This is a genomic window from uncultured Streptomyces sp., from assembly GCF_947488945.1.
Taxonomy (GTDB): domain Bacteria; phylum Actinomycetota; class Actinomycetes; order Streptomycetales; family Streptomycetaceae; genus Streptomyces.
This window is the reverse complement of the sequence record NZ_CANLBS010000006.1, coordinates 300,618-321,873: the sequence shown is the minus strand read 5'-3', so window position 1 is coordinate 321,873 and position 21,256 is coordinate 300,618. Positions and strand designations below refer to the sequence as shown.

The window sequence follows — 21,256 nt, the reverse complement described above, 5'->3', positions numbered from 1 at the left end:
TTCAGCCGGCGGCCTTCGAGGCACCGCGCAGCGCCGCGCTCCGCCCGCCCCGTCCCGGACGGCCGGGGTGCGGCGAAGGCGAGTGACGACGGAGACCCCTGGCCACGGCTGTGGCTGAGCGTAGCGACCGGGGGCGGTGGGGAGGTGGGCCCCGGGACCCACGGTCGGACCCGTTCCGCCCGCGTTCCCGTACCGCCCGCCTTCCCGTCGCCCTCCGCGGGCACGGCGGTGGGTCCGACGTTGGGGCCGCGGGCCCGGTGCAGGACGGGCGCGCGTCCCTACGCTCGGCTGCACGGGCGACGGCCGGACCACCGGCCGGCCGGCGGGAGCCCGCCGGTCCGGGCAGCACCGGGGAGAGGCGGGGGACCGTGAGCGGTGGCGGTTGGCAGCGCGGGAAGGCCGCCTCACCGGGCGGAGGCCGGGACGGTGCCCCTCCCCCGCGGCGCTCGCGCGAGGGGTGGTTCCTCCCCCAGACGCGCGCCTGGGCGATGGGCGCCTTCGTCTACGTCGCGGCCGGCTTCGTGGTGTCGCGGGCGCTGCTCGGCACACTGGGCGGCGACGGACGACTGGAGAGCTTCGGCTGGCGGCTGGGCCTGCTGCACCTGCCGAACCTCGTCGTCACCGGGCTGGCGACGCTCGCCGCCGCCCGCACCCTGCCCGACGAACATCGCGCCTCCCGGCTGCTGTACCCGCTAGGGGCCCTCGCGGTACCGCTCGCCGGCCTCGTCTACGGCTTCGCGGTGTCCTTCGACGCCGTCGGCGTCGAGGGGGTCCTGATGCCGGTGACCTCGCTCGCCACCGGGGCCGCGGTGGGGCTGGCGGTGGACCGGCTGCTGGAGGACCGCGCGGAACCCGAGCCCCCCGCCCCGTACGCGTACCACTGGGGCGGCACCGGTCGTACCGGCGCGTACGACTGGCGGCACGCCCCCGGTTCCACGCAGTCCTACCGGCCTCCGGGGACGGGCGGCGCGCCCCGCGGGGACGGCGGGGCCACCGCGGTGGAGTACCTGGGGGTGGTGGTGCTGGTGGCCACCCTGATCGGCGCACTGGCGGCGGCCGGGATCGGCGGGGACATCGGCGAACGCCTCCGGTGCGTGATCAGCTCGCTGGGCGGGGGCAGCGGTTCCTGCGCGGCCGGCGGCGAGGACGACGGCACCGCGGACGGCAGGACCGACGCCGACTACGAGCCCGCGCTGTGCCAGGTCTCCATGGTCTCCGACAAGGCCGGGTCGAAGACGAAGATCGGCTGGTTCGAGTGGGGCGAGGAGTACGGCTTCCAGCAGAAGGTCTCGCGCGCCAACACCGACGTGAACGGCGACGGCACGGTGGACGGCAAGGACGTCGTCGTCCAGATGACCTTCACCGACGCCGCCTCCGCCGGGGTCACCGCGAGCACGCCCGGCGTGAAGCTCGGCAGTCTCGGCAAGGCCGACATCGACATCGGTGGCGGCATCAAGATCACCAACGGTGACACCTGGGTCTTCGCGAGCGAGGCCGAGGCGCAGGCGATGCGCGACGACATCGAGGAGATGAAGATGTGGGAGACCGCCACCACGCACAGCGGCGCGTACGGCGGCGGCTGGTACTCGGCGATGCAGTGGGCCGAGAAGAAAGAGGCCATCGAGAAGAAGATCGGCGACAAGAAGATCTCGTACGCCACCGTCGCCCTCAACGCCTATGCGGACGGCGGGCTTTCGGTGAAGAGCGGCGACGAGACCAAGCTCGGCGCGAAGCTGGGCGGCAAGGCGACGTTCTCGCCGGACGTGACCATCACGAAGGACGGCGTCAGCGGCAACGAGTCGTACACCTACACCGCCAAGCTCGACCTCGACGGCAAGGTGGCGGGCACCCTCGGCCCGGTGACGGGCAACGTCTCGGGCAAGCAGAGCCGTACGGGCGCCATCACCGTCACCCGGGACCAGAAGACCGGCGAACTCGTACGGATCGACATGACGCAGACGGTGGAGAAGGGCTCGTCCAGCGGCAAGGTGGACGTCGCCGGGGACAACGGGCAGCAGGGCGCCGACAAACGGGGTGGCAAGGGCAGCGTCACGGACGGCTCCGGCGGGAGCGGCATCGAGGTGATGACGAACTCGCTCGTCTTCGGCAAGGACGACGACACCGCCACCGCGGCCCGCCGGTCCGTCGCGGAACAGTGGCTCAGCGGCTCGGGCGACAACACCGCCCCGTTCGCCTACCTGTTCGGCGACCGTTCGCTGATCACCGAACCCGTGACCAACGACCCGTTCGAGCGGATGATGTACGAGGACGGGCTGTCCAGCACCATGCGGTACCTCGGCGACACGAACGCCCAGGACTTCGGCTTCGAGGTGTCCCTGGGGATGAGCCTGGGCTTCTCCGTCTCCACCGAGACCAAGCAACAGAGCCTGACGGACGCACAGTTCCTCGGCGCGCCCAAGGACGACGGCACGCGGGCGTACCTGCCGTACAGCTACTGCGCGGAGTGAGGGGTACGGGTGTCGGGTGCGGGCGTGCGGGACGGTGCGGGTGGTGCGGGTGCGGGTGCCGCAGGCGGTGCGGGTGTGAACGGGGCTGCGGGTGGTTCGGGTGCGGGAGGGCTGGTGGCGGGGGTGACGCGGGTGACCGGAGCGGCGGGGCGGAGCAGGCGCGCGGCGGGCGACGGCGCGGCCGGAGGGCTCCGCAGGGTGGTCCCGGCGGTGTGCGCCGCGGCCCTGCTGCTGACCGCGTGCGGCGGTGAGGACGGGGCGGCCGACGTCCCGGACGGCTGGGGCACGCTCGACACGAAGAGCCTGTCGGTCGGCTACCCCGAGAGCCGGGGATACGCGGAGCAGCCCGCGCGGGAACGCGGCCGGGCCAACGCCGCCGTGGCACTGAAGGTGGAGGACGGGGTGCGGACCGGCATGGTCTCCGTGCAACTCGACTTCGCCACCGGCGTCAGCACCGCCGAGGAGGCGGCCACCGCGGCCGGGGCCGGCATCGGCCTCGGCACGACCCGTACGGCCACCACGGACGTACGCCTCGCGGGCGAGGAGAGCGCCGCCCAGGCCCGCCGGATCGACTACACCTTCACATCCGGCGGTGAACAGCACACCCCGCCGGCGGGCACCCCGATGGCCGGAGTCCTGATCGCCGGCGTCGACTCGCACGGCGTGCCTTTCGTGACCCGCGTCAACGCGGTCAGGGGCGCGCTGTCGAAGGCGGAGCTGGACGCGTTCGCGGAGTCGGTCACGGTGAAGTGAGGCGGACGGGGTGGGCGGGGACCGGCGCGGCACCAGATGTCCCGTCGGGGCCGGGCCCGCTCATGGTCTCGTCGCTCATGCCCGGTCATCTCCGGGCGGCGACCCGGCGTCCACGATCACCGGCGGCGTGGGAGCGAGCTGCCGCTCGACGGACGGGGCCCCGGAGACGGCAGCTCGTGCTGCCGTCTCCGGGGCCCCGCCGGGGAGGACGCGCGTCAGGGGGTACCGGCGCGCGGGAAGGAGACCTCCACACGACGGTTCTTCTTCCGGCCCTCTTCCGTGCCGTTGCTGGCGATGGGGTACTGCTCGCCGTAGCCGCGGATCTCGAACGAGATGTTCGCGCCGAGCTCCTTGGAGAGCACCGCGTGCACCGCGTCGGCCCGCTGCTTGGAGAGCACGTCGCCGTGGGCCGCGGAGCCGAGGTTGTCGGTGAACCCGAAGACCCGGACCTTGGTGGCGCTGTTCTTGTTGATCTCGGCCGCGATGGCCGCGATCCGCGCGTTCGCCTGCGAACTCAGCTTGGCGCTGTCCTTGCCGAAGAGCACCTCGGCCTGGAGGGCGAACTTGATGCTCTGGTTGGAGTCCTCACGCCGCTCCTCCCCGCCCATGTCCTCGACCACCTGCACGATGTCGAGGACCTTGCCGGGAGCGAGGGTGCCGCCCTCGGGCATCCTGAGGTCGGGGTCGTTGGCATCCAGCGCAACGGGGGCCTTCGACGTGGCCTCCGTGCCGGGCGGCACCGACGGACCGTCGTCCGCCAGGGCGGACGGGGCGCCGAACAGCGTCACGCCCGTCACCAGCACGACCGTGGCCACGGGCAGCCCCACGAGCCGGCGCCGCTCTCTCGTCGATCCGATGTGAGTCATGTTCGACCTCATCCGGAGATCTTGAGAGACGCGGTGGCGAACGTGGGAAGGCTGAAGTCGACTTCGGTGGTGGTGGCCGGCGGAGCCGGGAACTGCATGAAGACCGCTGTGCTGGCCCCCGGCTGGAGCGCCCTGATCTTGGTGGTGCAGAGGCACCTGTTGTCGGTGTCGCGCAGCACGTAGTAGCGCTTCTTCCCCGCCTTGTCGACCAAGGTCGCTCCGGCCACGGAATTGAAACTGGCCTCGACCACTCCCCGCTCCTCCCCCACCCAGGACGAGGGGTTGACCGCGGTGTCGCCCTTGTTCTCGATCACCGCCTGAACCGTTACGAAGCCTCCGGAATCACGCAGGACCTGGGTGACCCGCAGCACGACCCCGGACTGCCCCTGAACCTCGGCGAGGTTCGCATTCGGATCCACGGTCTCGCCCGCCGCTGTGTCCTCCTGCGGGGCAGGTGAACTCTCCGCGGGTTGGGACACCGATGAAGACGTCGAAGGCGCACTGTCTCCCTCTTGCGCCTTACCGTCCTCGTCGGTGCCACAGCCGGAGAGCACAAGAGCGAATACGGCCGCTGTCGACACAGCGGTCATCACCCTCGAGGTTCTCTTGGTGCGCCGAATGCTCATGGGGCAGTTCCTCTACTCGTCGTTCGCCGTCATTGATCTACCAAGTGCACGTCGAAGAGAATCTTGCTCACGCTGGGCCACGGCGGTGGGCTGCTTGGCCTGATCTCTATCATTCCGGCGTCGCCGCACGTGAAGAAGTAGATGTCCATCACGCCGTCGTCGTTCAGATCGACGGCCTTCCAACTGCACCGGAACTCGATGATGGCGGTGGCTTCGGTCGAAGCGTGTTTCTCGTCGGAGCCCGGCAGGACGGGCGAATCGACGGCGCCCAGCCCTCTCACCGTGGTCGTGATGGTGTCGCGCTTCCCGCCTTCGACCGGCACGCAACTGGTGAGGTCGGCGTCGTTGGCGGACGCGAGTCCTTGAGCCGCGCCGCACGCGGCGTAGAACGGGGAAGCGCGGAGAAACACGTCGATCGAGTTGGTCCACAGGGCGGCGATGAACGGGGCCTCGAACTGCTTGCGCGCCGACTGCGCTGCAGCCAGGGCGGACGCATCGGCAGCGCCCTGTGCCTCGTTGCGCAGCGCCGATGCCTTGCCGACGGCGAAGAAAGCCAACGCGAGGAAGAGCAGACCCGCCACCATCATCACGTAGATGGGGAAGGCCTGCCCTTGATCGCGCCGCAGGAGACGGCCAGTCATCAGCCCGAGACGATGCTCTGGACCAGGGAGCTGATGCGCGAGGAGATCTCCCCGCCGATGCCCGAACCCAGGACCGCCCCGATGATCGCCACGACCACCAGGATGATGCCCAGGTACTCGAAGGCCGTCTGGCCGCGGTCCTTCGCCTCGTAGCGCTTCTGGATGGCGGAGACCGCCGTGTTGGCCCAGCCGTTGACGCGCACGGCGGTCTTCGTGGTGATGTTCGACATGGGGGTCCCCTCCTGGTCCGGCCGACCGCTTGCCGGCCGGCTCGCACGTTTCTGTGGTGTCGCCCCCGGTACCGGCTTCCTCCCGGCCGGTCCCGTCGGCGACACCAGAAACATACGGCGGCCCATACGGTTCGCCGCAGGGTCCCAGGGCCCATTTCAGGGCCCAAACCCCTGCCCGTGCCGTCTCGTTGCGATCCGCAACGTAGGCATCAGGACCGGTAGCCCCGCCCGCCGTCCGCACATCGGCGCCCCCGCGCGCGTGTACGTCCATGGCTAGCGGCCTCCCTGCGGGCCGGAGCCCAGCGGAGGGGCGGTGCCGAGCCAGCGGGCGATGGCCTCGCTGCGGCTGCCGCTGTGCAGCTTGGTGAAGATGCGGTTGATGTGGTTCTTCACCGTCTTCTCGCTGATGAAGCAGGTGGCGGCGATCTGCTGGTTGCTCATGCCGGAAGCGATGAGCTCCATGATCTCCACCTCCCTCGAACTCAGCTTGTACTGCTGCCTGTTGGATCCCGGCACGGCAGGCGTGCCGGTTACCGAAGACTGTCCCACAAATGGTTGCAGTTGCGAAAGGCCTTCGCTGTTCCGGGGCTGTCGCGGCGAGCCGACCGGCGTTTCGCCGGTCCCGGCCGCGCGCGGGGCCGGGGACAGGACCCCCGTGGTCAGCGCGGTGCCGAGCCCTTCCGGGAGAGGGCCGCGCCCGGGGGGCGCCCCCTGACGCATGTGGGCCAGCAGCGCGTTGGCGGCCGTGGGAGTGAAGTGGGCGCGGCCGTCCTTGGTGTCGCGTACGGCCTGGACGAGCTGGTCGGCGGTGAACTCCCCGTGGACCAGGTAACCGCCGGCGCCCAGGCGCAGTGCCTCCTGCACGATCTCCTTCTCCCGGCTGTAGGTCAGCATCAGCACGGGCGCGATGCCCACCAGGTGCGGAAGGGCGGAGATGCCGTCGACACCGGGCATCCGGACGTCGAGCAGGACGACGTCGGGTCGGTGCGCCACGGTGAGGTCGTAGGCCTGACGGCCGTCCGACGCCTCCGCGACCACTTCGATGTCGGGGCGGCCGGAGAGCAGCACTCCGAGTCCGGCCCGCACGACCGGGTTGTCGTCGGCCACCACCACCCGCATGCGGTCCGGTGGCTGAGCGGCGGGCGGTGGCGGGAAGGGCGAGGGCGGGGTCCCGGGTGCGGGGTCGTGCGGGGGCGGTGCGTCGAGCGGTCCGCGCTGGGCGTGGGGAGGGCGGGGGTACGGGTCGTGTGCGGTCGCGTAAGGGGAAGGCGGCGGAGCCTGCGGTGGGCGGACCGCGGACGGTCCGCGGGCGCCAGGGATGCGGAAGGCGTCGTCCGGCATTCTGCGACCTCCTCTCAGGGAACTGGAGCGGTGGGTGGGGGGTGGGTGGAGCCGGCACCGCTGGGTGCGGCACTCAGTCGGAAGGGAAGGGGGAAGGTGGGGGGCCGGTAGCGTCGGCCGGCAGGGTCAGGGCCGCCAGCGGGAGTTCGAGGCGCACCTCGGTGCCCTGGGCGGCCTTGCCGCGGCCGATGCGGATGCGGGCGCCGATGGAGGCGGCGCGTTCCACCATGCCGACCAAGCCGAAGTGGCCCGCCCTGCGCAGGGTGTCGAGGCTGGTGCCCGCCGGGAGGCCGCGCCCGTCGTCGTACACGCTGATGCGGAGCATGTCGCCCTTCACCCCGGCGAGGACCACCAGGTAACTGGGGCCCGCGTGGCGGTGGGCGTTCTCCATGGCTTCGGAGGCCACGGTGAGCAGGTGGCGGGCGACGACGTGCGGGACCGGGGGGACGGGTTCGTCCCCGAGGAGGCGGAAGGTGGCGGCGACCTCGTTGCGGCGGCTGAAGTCCTCCGTCCGTATGCGCAGTTCGCCGATGAGGTCGATGCCGCCGTCGAGTCCCGACTCCCGACGCAGGTCGGTGAGGAGTTCCCGCGACTCGACGGCGGCCCGGCGGGCGGAACGGGCGACCAGTTCGGCCTGGCGGCGCACGCTGAGCGGGTCCAGCCGGTCGGCGGAGGCGGCGAGTCCCTCCGCCGCCATGGCCAGGCCGTGCAGGGTCTTGGCCACCGAGTCGTGCATCTCCCGGGCGAGGCGGGTGCGCTCGCTCTCCACCGCTTCGTTGACCGCGAGCCGGGCCCTCGTCTCGGTGAGCGCCTGGCTGGCGCTGCCGAAGCGGAGCAGCAGGTTGCGCAGGGTGACGCCGACCGCTCCGGCGATCACGCAGAATCCGGGCAGGAGCAGTGCGGTGCCGTCGCTCTCGCTCCGGAGATTGGGCACCGTGTTGTAGACGCCCAACACGATCACGATCTGCAGGGCGGCGAAGACGGCGGCTCCCCGCCATCCGTAGACGAGCCCGGCCAGCAGCGGGGTGCACACGGTGACGTAGGCGAGCGTCGACTCCGGGGTGGCGGTGACGAGGAGGAGCGCCCCGAATGTGACGTCGATCCCGAGGATCCAGCGGTGCCGCAGCAGTCGTGGCCCGAACCGCTCCCAGTCGCGGAAGAGGACGTAGGAGCCCATGAAGGTGACCACGATCGCGCCGCCGACGAACCACCCGGCGGCTCCCGGAGCCGCCCCGCCGATGGCGAACGGGGTGGCCACCGCGATCATCGCCAGCCGGAAGCCGAAGACCTGTCTGCACATCGCCTGCAGGGCGTTGACCTGTATGGCCAGCGCGGGACGGTCCTGCGCCGTCCCGCTTCCCGCACGGGTCTCACCGAGCAGCCCGCCGCGGGACTCCTCCACGAGATAGGACACCGCGCCACCTCCTCCCCCGGATCGCCCTGGACGCCATCTCAGCCGCCGATGAAGCCGAGGTTGAGGTCGGCGCCGTAGAAGAAGCCGACGGTGAGCAGGACGAGCGTCCCCGGCAGGAGGAAGGTCGTGACGGCGAAGGTGGCCTTGGGCACCGCCCTGGCCGCGCGCCGGCGTGCGTTCTGGGCGTCGGTGCGGCGCATGTCGTTGGCGATCTGGATCAGGGTGTCCACGATGGGGGCGCCGAGTTCTTCGCCCTGCTGGAGCGCCGTGACGAACATGGCGACCTGTTCGGAGTCGTTGCGTCTGCGCAGTTCGTCGAAGGCCTGACGGCGGCTGACGCCCATGTCCATCTGGCGCAGCGTGATGCGGAGCTCGTCGGCCCAGGGTCCTTCGTACTTCTCCGCGACCCTCCCCAATGCCTGCCGGAACCCGAGGCCGGCCGAGACCACGACGGCGAGCACGTCGAGGAAGTCCGGGAGCGTGCGTTCGATGTGCTCACGGCGGGCCCGGACGGCGGACCAGATGCCCGCCTCGACCCAGAACAGTCCGAAGGCGATCATGATGAGAGCCAGGAAGAACTGCCCCCTGACCACCATCGCAAGGGCGCCGAACAGGCCGATCCCGCCGTACACCGCACGGCGGGCGGCGTACCGGTCGATGGTGAGGCCGGCGGGGTTGCCCGCCATGTCGATCTGGCGGCGCTTCTTGTTGACGGCCTTCTCGCCCATCATCCGCAGGATCGCGGGGGCCCAGCGCATGCCGAGCCGGTCGATGCCCGAGCCGACCGCGCTCGTCCGGGTGGCACCGACCTCCAGGGCGACGGCGAGGTCGGTGGGCAGTTTGGCGTCGGCGCGGTACATCCGGTAGCCGTACAGGGCCCCGTACACCGCGAGTCCCATTCCGAGGGCCAGCAGCAGATCCATGTCCGTTCCTCCCTCAGACGTCGATGCGGGACATGCGGCGGATCACGATGAATCCGACGGCGTACAGGGCGATGGAGACGACGACAGCGGCCTGCCCCAGGAAGGCGCCGGTCATCCGGTCGAGCGCACCAGGCATCACCGCGTTCATCAGCAGCATCGCGCCGAGCCCGAAGGCAGGGACCGCGTATGCCGTGACGGTGACCTGGGAGAGCTGGGTCTTGACCTCGCGGCGGGTCTCCTTGCGCTCCTCCAGCGTCTCGGTGAGGTTGCGCAGCGAGCTGACGACCGTGCCGCCGGCCCGGTTGGAGAGCACCAACGTGCTTACGAGGACGGCGAGTTCGCGGGACGGGAGTCGGTCGGTGAGTTCGCTCAGGGCGTCGTCCAGGGACTCGCCGACCGCGAGGCGGCGGGCGACCCGGGCCAGTTCCTCGCCGGCCGGGTTCTCCAGTTCCTCCGCGGCCATGGCGAGGGAGGTGCGCAGCGCGAGCCCGGCCTGGGTGGCGTTGGCCAGCACCCGCGAGAGTTCGGGGAGTTGGTTGATGAAGCGCTCGATGCGCTTGGTGCGCTGCCAGTTGAGGAAGGCGTTCGTCCCCCACAGGCCGATGAGTGCGGCGACCGGCCCGAAGAACGCGGCCAGCATGGAGGAGGCGACGCCCCAGAGGATGGCCATGGCGACGACGGCGTAGACGACGAACTCGCCGGGGGTGATCTCCAGGCCGGTGGCGCCCAGTTTGAGTTCGAGCCGGTGGCCGAGCGACGTGGTCCGCACCCACCGGTCGAGCCGGCCGAAGCGGCGGCTGTTCGCGGTGACCTGCCCCGTGTGCGAGAGCCGGTCCACCAGCGCGTCGCGGTCGGCCTTGCCGCCCGTGTAGGCGTGCAGGCCCCAGACGCCGAGTACGCAGCACAGGAGCGTCACGCCGACCGTGATCAGAGGGAGATTGTTCATGACGCGGTACCTACATGGCCTCTCGGGTGGCGAGCTGGTCGGTGGAGGCGGCGACGCCGAACGCCTGCGGGATGGGCTGGCTCGCCATGTACAGGCGGTCGGCGATGCGGCGCGGCAGCGGGAGGTACTGGAACTCGCCGTGGATGCGGCCGTCGGCGCCCATCGGCAGGGCGGCGAACCGGGCGACGCTGACGATGCGGTACGGCTCACGGCCGTGCGAGTCCAGCGCGACGATCTCGGTGATCTTGCGGGTGCCGTCGGCGTGCCGGGTGAGCTGGACGATGATGTCGACGGCGCTGTTGATCTGGTCGTGCAGCGCCTCGAAGGGGATCTTGATCTCGGACATCGAGGCCAGCGTCTGCAGACGCATCAGGGCGTCCTCGGCGTTGTTGGCGTGGACGGTGGCGAGCGAGCCGTCGTGGCCGGTGGACATCGCCTGGAGCATGTCGAGCGACTCGCCGCCGCGGACCTCACCGACGACGATGCGGTCGGGGCGCATACGCAGGGAGTTGCGGACCAGGTCGCGGATGGTGATCTGGCCTTTGCCCTCGACGTTCGCGGGGCGGGACTCCAGGCGGATCACGTGGTTCTGCTGGAGCTGGAGCTCGGCGGAGTCCTCGATGGTGACGATGCGCTCGGAGTTCGGGATCAGCCCGGACAGGGCGTTGAGCAGGGTGGTCTTCCCGGTGCCGGTGGCGCCGGAGACGATGATGTTCAGCTTGGCCTGGACGAAGCCGGCCAGCAGCACCAGCATCTGCTCGTCGAGCGAACCGAAGCCGATCATCTCCTGGAGCGTGAAGGAGCGCGGGAACCGGCGGATGGTGAGGGTGGCCCCGGTCAGCGACAGCGGCGGGATGATCACGTTGACGCGTTCGCCGCTGGGCAGGCGGGCGTCGACCATCGGGTTGGACTCGTCCACCCGTCGGTTGACGGTGGAGACGATGCGCTCGATGGTCTGCATCAGCTGTTCGTGCGAGCCGAACCGCATGGGGAGCTGTTCGACCTTGCCGCTGCGTTCGACGAAGACCTGGTCGGGCCCGTTCACCATGATCTCGGTGATGGAGGCGTCTTCCAGGAGGGGTTCGAGGATGCCGAGCCCGAGCGCCTCGTCGACGACCCGCCGGATGAGCTGGGCACGCTCCAGCGTGGACAGGACGGGGCCCTCGCGGCTGATGATGTGGCCGAGTACGCGTTCCAGGCGGATCCGGCGGTCGGCGGCGGCCAGCGCGGACATCTCCGCGAGGTCGATCTCCTCCAGCAGCTTGGCCCGGTAGAGGGCGACCATGTGGCCGTCCTCCCGGGCCCCGCCGTTCTCCTCGGGGGCGGTCATGCGTGCCCGCAGGCTCATGCGCGTTGCTCCTCGTTCTGGCGGTTCCGGGTGGGTCTGCGGGCGGGGTGGGACGGGTCGGACGGTTCCGGGTGTGTCGGTGCGGGCGGGCGGAACGGGTCGAGCGGCTCCGGGTGCGGGCCGGCGGGACGGGCCGGCGGCTCCGGGTGAAGCCGCCGACGGGCGGGAGCCCGGACGGCCGGGCCGGCGACCCTCGCCGGCCCGGCCACCACGGGCGCGGCCGCTACCCGCGCGGCATGGTGGCGGTCCGCTCGGCCCAGCCCCACTCCACGCCCGGCACGACCGAGGGGACCTTGATGCGGGCGTGGGCGCGGACCTCGTCCGTGCCGCCGCCCACGGTGAGGTCGAACGCGCGCGGGTCGTCCGTGAGCCAGTCGCTGATCGCCTCCGTCCCGGCCCGTTCGGACGACATCCGGGGAAAGTCCTGGGCCCCCATCCGGGCGGCGACCCGGGCCGCCGTGCCCGCCTGGTTGGCGGCGTAGGCGGCGAGGCCCAGTTGCAGGGCGAGCATGCCCACGAGCAGGAGCAGCGGGAGGAAGCCGAGGTACTCGATGGCGACCTGGCCGCGGTCGCGGCGGCGGTCGGTGCGTGTGGTCATCGCTCAGCCCTCCGTGGGCGACGCTGCGTGGCCGGTGATCTTGACGTCGAGGTCGAAGAGACCCGGCACCAGGACGGGCACCTTCAGTTTCACGTCCGCGGTGGACAGGGCTCCGCCGCTGCTGCAGCGGACCGTGGCGTTGTCGTCCCAGGCGTCCGGGAGGTCCTTGCGCGCCTCGCGCCTGCACGTGGAGTTCGGCGAGAACTCGGCCCCCGCGGCCGCCCTCGCGCCGACGTCCGCGGCGTTGCCCGCAAGACTCCAGGTGTAGCCGATCAGCGCGAGTTCCCAGAGCACGAGCATGATCAGGATGATCATGGGGGTCATCCCCAGGAACTCGATCGAGCCCTGCCCGCGGTCACGGCCCGCACGGGGCCCGGCCGCGTCCTCGCGCAGGCGCCCCTCAGCCCCGTCCGCCGTTTCCGTACCGTGGTCCGCTCCGCCCGGCGGCCGGTCCCGGAGGCCGGCGTCGTAACGCCCCCTCCGTATGCCGGTGTCCCGTGTCGATGTCGTCGTCATGGCTCAACGTGTCCCCTCGGTGGTCCGTCCCCGGCCCGTGTCGTCGCCGCGTTTTCCGCGCGGGCGGCCGATCGAGCCCCGGTCGTTGCGCGCCTTGCCTGTCCTGCCCTTGTTCTCCCCCGCCGGGGCCTTCACGATCCCCAGTTCGCCGGCCAGTCCCCACAGGGCCTGTTTCACCGTGCTCTTGGCGTCGAGGTCGTGGACCCGGCCGGCGTCGACGACGCCCTGGAGTTCCTTGAAGTTGGCCGGGACGGCCGCCGCGGCCATCCGGGTGCCGGTGATCTTCTGGATCAGCGGGGGCTGGATCTCGGTGCTACGCGTGTAGCGGTTGACGAGTGTGAGGGTCTCCTCGGCCTTGCGGACCTGCAGCCGGTCCCACATCCGTACGACGCGCTTGGCGCCGCGCACCGCGATGACGTCGGGCGTCGTCACCAGGAGCGCGACGTCCGCCATCTCCACCGCGGCGGCGTTGGCCCCGTTCATCTGGCTGCCGGCGTCCACGACGACGATCTCGTACCGCGAGCGCAGTGCGCTGACGATCTGCCGGGCGGACCGGTCGGTGACCTCCTCGCCGCGTTCGCCCTCGCCGGGCGCCAGCAGCAGCGAGAGGCCCGTGGAGTGGGAGAAGACCGCGTCGGACAGGACGCGGGGCGATATCTCGGAGACGAGCGCGAGGTCGACGATGGACCGGCGGAACTGCACGTCGAGGTAGGAGGCGATGTCCCCGGTCTGCAGGTCCATGTCGACCAGCGCGACCGTGTTCCCGGACGCCTGTGCCGCGAGGGCGAGTTGTACGGCGACGAGGGTGCAGCCGACGCCGCCCTTGGCGCCGGTGACGGTGACGACGGTGCCGCCGGGGCCGGTGAACACCTCGTTGCCCGCGGAGAGGTGGCGGCGTACGCCGGACGCCCACTGGGCGGCGGCCTGGATGCGGTTGACGAGCTCCTCGTAGCTCAGCGGCAGCGTGACGATGCCGCGCGCCCCGGAGTCCATGGCGTCGGCGAACAGGGCCTGGCTCGCGTCGGTGGTGATCAGCACGACGCCGACCGCCGGGAACCTCAGCGACACCTCCCTGATCAGCTCCAGGGCCGGGACCGGGCCTATCCGCTCGTGGACCAGCACGACCTCGGGCAGTTCGTCGAACGCCTCGGCCGCGAGCCGGGCCAGGGTGTCGATGAGCTGGGTGGAGTCGCCGACCGGGGTGGCCGGTTCGGCGTCCGGGAGCTGGCTGAGCAGGGTGGTGACGGAACGCGCCGCGTCCAGGTCACCGACGGCCGGGAGGATTCTGGTGGTCATCCCATCCTCACTTGTCCTTGTCGAGCTGGTAGGTGCGGTCGCCCGGACGGATGGTCCCGTCGCTGCCGGGGGCGACCAGCGCCAGACGTACGTGCTCCGCGAAGGACTCGGCGTACGCGACGCGCTGGGTGTCCAGGGTGTTCAGGGCGAAGGTGATGGGCACCGCCTGGGTGGCCTGGAAGCCCTTGTCCTGGTCGGGCTCCAGGGCCGTGATCTTGCCGACGTCGATCACCTTGGCGTTGGAGACGATGACCTTGGACTGCGCCGGGTCGCCCTCCTTCTCGCCGGCGAAGGTCGCGTAGACGTTGACGGTGGCGCCGGCGGTGATCTTGCCCGCGACGCCGGTCGCCGCGTCGATCATGATGGCGATCTCCTGTTCACCGGCCCGGATCTCGGGCTTGGCGGCCATCATGTCGCTCTGCAGCAGCGAGCCCTTGCGGAGCGTGGTGACGGCGATCTTGCCGTCCAGCTCGCGCAGGTCGGTCACCGCGTTGGCCGACAGCCAGCGTTTGGGCATGGAGATCTTCTCGAACTGCCCGTCGTTCAGAGCCGTGTAGGGAGCGATGTTGGTCTTCAGCTGGTACGCCGAGACCTCCGGCCCCACCTTGGAGTTCACGTCGCTGATCACCGAGAGCACGCCGGCGAACGCGCCGAAGGCACACAGGACCGACAGGAGCAGGAGTATGACGCCGCGGCGCTGGCGGGAGTTCATGGACCGGACGACCTCGTTCGATTCGGATGCGTGGGGCGGCGGACAAGGGAAGCGCGGGGTGCGTGACGTGCCGTGCTGTGCGGGACGTGCGGTGGTGCGGCTACGCCCCGAGGGCCCGCGGTCCGGACGCCTCACGGGTCAGGACACCGGTGGCGCGCGAGCGGTTCTCGGGGACCGGGAGCGGGGCGGAGCAGAAACCGCAGAGGTCGCCGATCAGTTCCATGCCGCACCAGTGGCAATTCTCCCGGCGTACGGACGCCACGAGTTGGTACAGCACGGAGATGTCCGGGAGGTAGGCGGCGAATTCCACCAGCTTCGAGGTGCCCCACCAACGGGAGGAGTCGGCGGGCAGCGGCGCCTCGTGAATGGCCTGGACCTTCCAGGAGGGCGCCAGTTTCTCCGTCACCCAGTCGGGTTGCGCCTGCCCCTTGGCGAGGAGGAGATGCGTGGGGTATTCGGGACCGGCCAGGGGCTCCATGTCCGGCGCCACCTTGACCAGCCGCGGATCGGAGCCGGCCAGCACCACGAACTGGGAGCCGGGGACCCAGGACTTGGCGTGGGAGGAGAGGCTGACGGGGACGCGGTCGAGCCTGGCCACGGAGTTGAGCAGGGCGCCCGCGTGGATGTAGTGGGCGAGCAGCCGGGCGGCGGAGGCGACGACGCCGGGGCTGAAGTCGCAGATCGACAGCTGCCTCAACTGCCGTACCAGGATCGCGATCCCGAGCGGCGGCAGGTCGATCTTGAGCAGGGCGACGCGGTCGCTCTCCAGCACCGAGCGGATGGCGTGCAGCCGCCGTTCGTGGGCCGGCGGGATGTCGGAGGAGTAGACGGCGATGACGTAGCCGTGCTGTTCCAGCAGCAGGTGGATGTCACCTACCGCCAGTTCGAGCGCCTGGGCGTCCGGGGCATGCAGCAGCGCCGCCGTCGGCGTCTGCTGGTCCGTCGGTGGTAGCACCAGGTCGGCACTGGTCACTGCAAGGGCGATCGGCACGCTGTTCCCCGTTCGGCTCCGGCCGGCGTTGTCGGACGCCGCCCGCAATCGATCCTCCGCGCTTCTTCGAGAGCACTGTAGTCACGTCCCACCAGGCCGGGAAACAGTCTTCGGGAATCAATACGAGCACGGTCGCGGGGAACGCACCGCAGCTACACGGGCCAAATCGGACCAACCCCCACGGTTGAATTATCTACCGTTCCGATGTTTATTCTCGGCGCAGCCGAGAATTCACCAATTCGGTGATCTTCGAACGCCGTTGCGGGTCCCGACGGGCCGCCGCGACGGACCCGCCGACCGCGCCCGCGAGGGGTTTACGGGCCGGGCGCGAGGCGATTGCGCGGTGCCGGACCCACCCGAATCCGCGGTGCAATTCCGCCACCCGACCACGCATTCACCGGCACGAATATGCCAGGTCTTTGCACCCGCCATGCCCGCATCACCGACGGCGGGCGTGACGCGTCCGCGCCCGGCCGGGGGCAACCGCTCCGGCGGGACCGGGGCGGCACCGCACCGGGACACCCGCCCCGACATGCGCACACGGACGCAGCCGGTGCCCGGACCGGGCGCTCCGACCACAGAGCTGCCCACCGGTGGCGCCGCTCAACCCCGCACACCGCTGGAAACGCCGCCGGTTGCGCGGGCAACGGCGGACACGGCCGGCCGGGTCGCGGACAACCCGCATACGGCACACCTCACTTCAGGCCGCCAGAGGTCTTGACAACTTGATTGGTCTGGACCAGTTTGGTCGCTCAGCGGTGGCCACCGTCCCCTCCGTCCCACCCCGAGCCGAACCCCGGCAGGAGCGTGCCCCCTCACGCCCCTGCGCCGTACCCGACACCCGGCACGCGCATCGCCCACCTCGCACGGGCGCACCCCCGCCCGCCCCCAACTCCCCCCGGAGGCACCAGTGGAACGCACCGCACCCCGACGCCGCAGACGGCGCACCGCCCACCCGGTCCTCGGCACCGCCGTCGCCGTGGCGGTCACCGGCGCCCTGACCCTCACCGGTCTCGCGGGCAGCGCCCAGGCGGCCGACGTCAACGTCGCCAAGAACGCCGGATTCGAGTCCGGCCTCGCCAACTGGACCTGTTCCGCCGGCAGCGGCTCCACCGTCGCCTCGCCGGTACACGGCGGCACCGCCGCACTCAAGGGCACCCCGGCCGGCCAGGACAACGCCAAATGCGTCCAGACGGTCGCGGTGAAGCCCAACTCGACCTACACGCTCAGTTCCTGGTTCCAGGGCGGTTACGCCTACCTGGGCGCCTCCGGCACCGGCACCACCGACGTCTCCACCTGGACCCCCGGCTCCACCGGGTGGACGCAGCTCTCCACCCGCTTCACCACCGGCGCCTCCACCACCTCCGTGACGGTCTACACCCACGGGTGGTACGGCCAGGCGCCCTACTTCGCGGACGACGTCGCGGTGACCGGTCCCGACGGGGGCGGCGGCACCGACCCCGCCCCGACGATCCCGGCCGCCCCCTCGGGCCTCGCCGCCGGCGCGGTCACCTCGTCGTCCGTCGCGCTGAGCTGGAACGCGGTCTCCGGCGCCACCGGCTACACCGTCTACCGCGACGGCGTGAAGGCCGCCACCGCCACCGGCACCTCCGCCACGGTGACCGGGCTGGCCGCGGACACCGCGTACACCTTCTCCGTACGGGCGACCAACGCCGCCGGGGAGTCGGCGGGCTCCGCGTCCGTCTCCGCCCGCACCGCCACCCAGGGCACCGGCAACCCGGGCCCGGTGACCTCCGTGCCCAAGCACGCGGTCACCGGCTACTGGCAGAACTTCAACAACGGCGCGACCGTCCAGAAGCTCAGCGACGTGCCCGCCGCCTACGACATCATCGCGGTCTCCTTCGCGGACGCCACCGCCACGCCGGGCGCGGTCACCTTCACCCTGGACTCGGCGGGCCTGAACGGCTACACCGTCGCCCAGTTCAAGGCCGACATCAAGGCCAAGCAGGCGGCCGGCAAGAACGTGATCATCTCGGTCGGCGGCGAGAAGGGCTCGGTCGCGGTCAACAGCGACGCCTCCGCCACCGCCTTCGCCGACTCGGTCTACTCCCTGATCCAGACCTACGGCTTCAACGGCGTGGACATCGACCTGGAGAACGGGCTCAACTCCACCTACATGACGAAGGCGCTGCGCGCCCTCTCGGCAAAGGCCGGCGCGGGGCTCGTGATCACGATGGCGCCGCAGACCATCGACATGCAGTCGACGTCGGGCGAGTACTTCAAGACGGCGCTGAACATCAAGGACATCCTCACCGTCGTCAACATGCAGTACTACAACAGCGGTTCGATGCTCGGCTGCGACGGCAAGGTCTACTCCCAGGGCACGGTGGACTTCCTCACCGCGCTCGCCTGCATCCAGCTGGAGGGCGGTCTCGCCCCCTCGCAGGTCGGACTGGGCGTCCCGGCCTCCACCCGCGGCGCGGGCAGCGGTTACGTCGCCCCCTCGGTCGTCAACGCGGCCCTGGACTGCCTGACCGCCGGCACCAACTGCGGCTCCTTCAAGCCGTCCCGCACCTACCCGGCGCTGCGCGGCGCGATGACCTGGTCGACCAACTGGGACGCCACCGCCGGCAACGCCTGGTCGAACGCGGTCGGCCCGCACGTCCACGCCCTGCCGTAACACCGCGCGCGGCGCCGATGCGGGGGAACCCGCCCGGCGCCGCGTCCGCACGGTCCACCCGCACGCGCCGGCCGGGCGGCCCGGCCGTTCCGGTACGCCGCAGCGGCGGTCAGACCACCAGGCTCAGCAGCGCCGCCACCACGAAGCCGGCCACCGAGAGGACCGTCTCCAGGACGGTCCAGGACTTCAGGGTGTCGCGCTCGGAGATCCCGAAGTACTTGGAGACCATCCAGAACCCGCCGTCGTTGACGTGCGAGGCGCAGATCGAACCGGCCGAGATCGCCATGATGATCAGTGCGAGGTGCGGCTGCGACATGTCCTGGCCCTCGACCAGCGGCACGACGATGCCGGCCGTGGTGACGATGGCGACGGTCGCGGAGCCCTGGGCGACGCGCAGCACCACCGAGATCAGCCAGGCCAGCAGGATGACCGGCAGGCCGACGTCGTCGAAGGTGGTGGCGAGCGCGTCCGCGATGCCGCTGGCCTTCAGGACCGCGCCGAAGATGCCGCCGGCGCCGACCACCAGCAGGATGTTGCCGACCGGCTTGAGCGAGGCCGTCGAGACCGACTCCAGCGACTTGCGCGACCAGCCGCGGCGGATGCCCAGCAGGTAGTAGGCGAGCAGCAGGGCGATCGACAGGGCCACGAAGGGGTTGCCGAAGAACTCGATCACCGAGCGGCCGGTGGACGGGTCCAGGGCGATGGACGAGAACGTCGCCGCGAGGATCAGCACCAGCGGGGTGCCGATGATGGCCAGCACGGTGCCGAGGGGGACGGGGTCCTCGCGCGGGGTGACGCCGGCCGCCTGCTGCTCGGCCGCGACGGCCGCCTTGGCCTCCTCGGCGGCCTCGACCATGTCCTGCGGGACGGGCACGAAGATGCGGCGGCCGATCCAGGCGGCGTAGGCCCAGGCGGCGAGCACGGACGGGATGCCGACGAGGACGCCCATCAGGATGACCCAGCCGAGCGAGACGTGGAAGAGACCGGCGGCGGCGACCGGGCCGGGGTGCGGCGGCAGGAACGCGTGGGTCATGGACAGCCCGGCCAGCAGCGGCATGCAGTACAGCAGCACGGACTTGCCGGACCGCTTGGCGGCGGCGTAGACGATCGGCGCGAGGACGAAGATGCCGACGTCGAAGAAGACGGGGATGCCGAAGAGGAGGCCGGTCAGGCCCATCGCGGTGGGGGCGCGCTTCTCGCCGAAGACCTTCAGCAGGCGGCCGCTCAGCACCTCGGCGCCGCCGGAGACCTCCAGGACCGCGCCGAGCATCGTGCCGAGGCCGATGATGATGGCGACGTGGCCGAGGATGCCGCCCATGCCGGATTCGAGTACGGAGACCGCGGCGGACTTCTGGACGGTGCCGAACAGTTCGGTGACCGAGAGTCCGGCGGCGAGGCCGACGGCTATGGAGACCGCGAGCAGCGCGACGAACGGCTGGAGCCTGACCTTCATGATCAGGAAGAGCAGGAGCGCGATCCCGAGGGCGGCGACGGTCAGCAGACCCGCCGTCCCGTCGAGCAGGAGGAGGAGCCCGCCGGTGTGCGGCGGTGTCTCCGCCGGCAGGGGGGCGGCGGCGTACGACATGTCAACTCCGCGGGTGCTGTGGGCTTTCCGGGCAGGGGGGAGCGCGGCACGGCGCCGCCGCGGTGGGGCGGGGCGCCGTGCCGTGGGTCGTGCGGGAGGGGTGGGGCCGGTGGGGCAAACGGATCAGCCGAGGACCGCGAGCGCGTCGATCTCGATCAGCAGGCCCTTGGGGAGGCCGACGTAGACCGTGGTGCGCGCGGCGGCCGGGGCGGTGAGGCCCTGCTCCTCGAAGTACGCGTTGTAGATCTCGTTCAGTTCGGCGAAGTGGCCGGTGTCCGTGAGGTAGACGCGCATCATCATCACGTCGTCCCAGGTGGCGCCGCCCTCTTCGAGGATCGCCTTGACGTTGGCGAAGGTCTGGAGGGTCTGCTCGCGCAGGGTCGGGCCGGCCGGGGTGGGCGCCTGGCCCTCGACGGCGGGGAGGAAGCCGACCTGGCCGGCGACCTGGAGGATGTTGCCCTTCTTGACGCCGTGCGAGAACTTCGCCGGGGGCGCGGTGTGCGTGCTGGGGGTGAGGGCGGTCTTGTCGCTCATGATGCTTCCTTCGGTGGGGCGGTGTGCGTCTCGGGTACGGCGGTACCCGAGTACTCCCGGCTGATCGCGTCGGCGGTGCGGCGCAGCAGCGGGAGGAGGGCGAGGAGTTCTTCCGCCGTGACGACGACGTTCGGCGCGGAGACGGACATCGCCGCGACGACGCGCCCGTCGGTTCCCCGGATGGGCGCGCCGATGCAGTTGATCGACTCCTCGTGGCCACCGAGGTCGGTGGCCCAGCCCTGTTCGCGCACGACGGCGAGCTCCCGGAGGAACGCGGCGGCGTTGGGGGTCGAACGGGGCGTGTACATGGGGTAGTCGAGCCGTTCGGCGAGGGTGCGCCGTTCGTGCTCGGGGAGGTCGGACAGCAGCAGCTTGGCCACGGCCGCGACGGTGAGGGCGACGGGTTTGCCGATCCGCGAGTACATCCGGACGGGGTAGCGGCTGTCCACCTTGTCGATGTAGAGGACCTCGCCCTCCTCGTGGACCGCGAGGTGGACGGTGTGCCCGACGCGGTCGTTGAGCTGTACCAGGTGGGGGTGGGCGATCTCGCGGACGTCGAGGTTCTCCACGGCTTCCTGGGCGAGTGCGAAGAGCCGGGCGCCGAGACGGTAGCGCTGGTCCTGCTGGCGGTAGACGAGGCCGTGCTCGTGCAGGGTGCGCAGCAGGCGCAGGGCGGTGGACTTGTGGACGCCGAGGCGCTCGGCGACGCGGCCGAGGTCGGCGGGGCCCTCGGCGAGCAGCGGGAGGATGCTGAGCGCCCGGTCGACGGTCTGGCTCATGCCGCCGCCCCGGTGGTCGCGGGGGCCGCCGTGGTCGGGCGCGCCCGG

20 protein-coding genes are annotated in these 21,256 nt (G+C 71.2%); 3 read left to right on the top strand and 17 right to left on the bottom strand.

The window, feature by feature from the left end:
• The first annotated feature begins 488 nt into the window (after positions 1 to 488).
• Positions 489 to 2,468 carry a hypothetical protein gene (locus Q0994_RS12320; RefSeq protein ID WP_299533064.1) on the top strand — a complete coding sequence of 660 codons (1,980 nt, stop codon included), beginning with the start codon at positions 489 to 491 and terminating at the stop codon, positions 2,466 to 2,468.
• A gap of 198 nt (positions 2,469 to 2,666) precedes the next feature.
• A complete protein-coding gene (locus Q0994_RS12315) occupies positions 2,667 to 3,221 on the top strand; it encodes a hypothetical protein (RefSeq protein ID WP_299533062.1) in 555 nt (184 codons plus the stop codon).
• Between the two features lie 215 nt (positions 3,222 to 3,436).
• On the opposite strand, the gene Q0994_RS12310 is transcribed toward Q0994_RS12315, so the two are convergent.
• The 14 genes from Q0994_RS12310 to Q0994_RS12245 all read right to left on the bottom strand — a co-directional run bounded on the left by Q0994_RS12310 (position 3,437) and on the right by Q0994_RS12245 (position 15,669).
• Positions 3,437 to 4,087 carry an OmpA family protein gene (locus tag Q0994_RS12310; protein ID WP_299532818.1) on the bottom strand — a complete coding sequence of 217 codons (651 nt, stop codon included), beginning with the start codon at positions 4,085 to 4,087 and terminating at the stop codon, positions 3,437 to 3,439.
• An 8-nt stretch (positions 4,088 to 4,095) separates the two neighbouring features.
• Positions 4,096 to 4,506 carry a hypothetical protein gene (locus Q0994_RS12305; RefSeq protein WP_363325546.1) on the bottom strand — a complete coding sequence of 137 codons (411 nt, stop codon included), beginning with the start codon at positions 4,504 to 4,506 and terminating at the stop codon, positions 4,096 to 4,098.
• Positions 4,507 to 4,742: 236 nt separating this feature from the next.
• Positions 4,743 to 5,354: a pilus assembly protein TadG-related protein gene (locus Q0994_RS12300; RefSeq protein WP_299532812.1), complete on the bottom strand. Its 612-nt coding sequence runs from the start codon at positions 5,352 to 5,354 to the stop codon at positions 4,743 to 4,745.
• Positions 5,354 to 5,584 carry a hypothetical protein gene (locus Q0994_RS12295; protein ID WP_299532810.1) on the bottom strand — a complete coding sequence of 77 codons (231 nt, stop codon included), beginning with the start codon at positions 5,582 to 5,584 and terminating at the stop codon, positions 5,354 to 5,356. The genes Q0994_RS12300 and Q0994_RS12295 overlap by 1 nt, the downstream gene beginning before the upstream one ends.
• 273 nt (positions 5,585 to 5,857) lie before the next feature.
• The gene (locus Q0994_RS12290) at positions 5,858 to 6,925 is read right to left on the bottom strand and encodes a response regulator transcription factor (RefSeq protein ID WP_299532808.1); all 1,068 of its coding nucleotides are present in this window, start codon (positions 6,923 to 6,925) and stop codon (positions 5,858 to 5,860) included.
• A 73-nt stretch (positions 6,926 to 6,998) separates the two neighbouring features.
• Positions 6,999 to 8,339 carry a sensor histidine kinase gene (locus Q0994_RS12285; protein ID WP_299532806.1) on the bottom strand — a complete coding sequence of 447 codons (1,341 nt, stop codon included), beginning with the start codon at positions 8,337 to 8,339 and terminating at the stop codon, positions 6,999 to 7,001.
• A gap of 38 nt (positions 8,340 to 8,377) precedes the next feature.
• Positions 8,378 to 9,262 (bottom strand): DUF5936 domain-containing protein, encoded by an 885-nt coding sequence (locus tag Q0994_RS12280; RefSeq protein WP_299532803.1) that lies wholly within the window; start codon positions 9,260 to 9,262, stop codon positions 8,378 to 8,380.
• A 13-nt stretch (positions 9,263 to 9,275) separates the two neighbouring features.
• Positions 9,276 to 10,208: a type II secretion system F family protein gene (locus tag Q0994_RS12275; RefSeq protein ID WP_299532801.1), complete on the bottom strand. Its 933-nt coding sequence runs from the start codon at positions 10,206 to 10,208 to the stop codon at positions 9,276 to 9,278.
• 10 nt (positions 10,209 to 10,218) lie between these two features.
• Entirely contained in the window at positions 10,219 to 11,556 is a 1,338-nt protein-coding gene (locus tag Q0994_RS12270; protein ID WP_299532799.1) for a CpaF family protein, read from the bottom strand.
• 223 nt (positions 11,557 to 11,779) lie between these two features.
• Positions 11,780 to 12,154: a TadE/TadG family type IV pilus assembly protein gene (locus tag Q0994_RS12265; RefSeq protein WP_299532797.1), complete on the bottom strand. Its 375-nt coding sequence runs from the start codon at positions 12,152 to 12,154 to the stop codon at positions 11,780 to 11,782.
• Positions 12,155 to 12,157: 3 nt separating this feature from the next.
• Positions 12,158 to 12,469 carry a septum formation initiator gene (locus tag Q0994_RS12260; protein ID WP_299532795.1) on the bottom strand — a complete coding sequence of 104 codons (312 nt, stop codon included), beginning with the start codon at positions 12,467 to 12,469 and terminating at the stop codon, positions 12,158 to 12,160.
• A gap of 204 nt (positions 12,470 to 12,673) precedes the next feature.
• A complete protein-coding gene (locus tag Q0994_RS12255; protein WP_299532793.1) occupies positions 12,674 to 13,966 on the bottom strand; it encodes an AAA family ATPase in 1,293 nt (430 codons plus the stop codon).
• Positions 13,967 to 13,973: 7 nt separating this feature from the next.
• Positions 13,974 to 14,678, bottom strand: a complete 705-nt coding sequence (cpaB, locus tag Q0994_RS12250) for a Flp pilus assembly protein CpaB (protein WP_299532791.1) — start codon at positions 14,676 to 14,678, stop codon at positions 13,974 to 13,976.
• A gap of 100 nt (positions 14,679 to 14,778) precedes the next feature.
• Positions 14,779 to 15,669, bottom strand: coding sequence for a hypothetical protein (locus Q0994_RS12245; protein ID WP_299532789.1), 891 nt, complete (start codon positions 15,667 to 15,669; stop codon positions 14,779 to 14,781).
• A gap of 910 nt (positions 15,670 to 16,579) precedes the next feature.
• Here Q0994_RS12245 and Q0994_RS12240 point away from each other — a divergent pair.
• Complete coding sequence (locus tag Q0994_RS12240; RefSeq protein WP_299532787.1) at positions 16,580 to 18,310, top strand: chitinase; 1,731 nt, start codon at positions 16,580 to 16,582, stop codon at positions 18,308 to 18,310.
• Positions 18,311 to 18,419: 109 nt separating this feature from the next.
• Here the strand turns inward: Q0994_RS12240 and Q0994_RS12235 are convergent, their stop codons facing one another.
• The 3 genes from Q0994_RS12235 to Q0994_RS12225 form a co-directional block, all read right to left on the bottom strand.
• Entirely contained in the window at positions 18,420 to 19,895 is a 1,476-nt protein-coding gene (locus Q0994_RS12235; RefSeq protein WP_299532785.1) for a GntP family permease, read from the bottom strand.
• A 123-nt stretch (positions 19,896 to 20,018) separates the two neighbouring features.
• Positions 20,019 to 20,429: a RidA family protein gene (locus Q0994_RS12230; RefSeq protein WP_299532783.1), complete on the bottom strand. Its 411-nt coding sequence runs from the start codon at positions 20,427 to 20,429 to the stop codon at positions 20,019 to 20,021.
• Positions 20,426 to 21,208, bottom strand: coding sequence for an IclR family transcriptional regulator (locus tag Q0994_RS12225; protein ID WP_299532781.1), 783 nt, complete (start codon positions 21,206 to 21,208; stop codon positions 20,426 to 20,428). Before Q0994_RS12225 ends, Q0994_RS12230 begins: the two co-directional genes overlap by 4 nt.
• Positions 21,209 to 21,256: the final 48 nt, after the last annotated feature.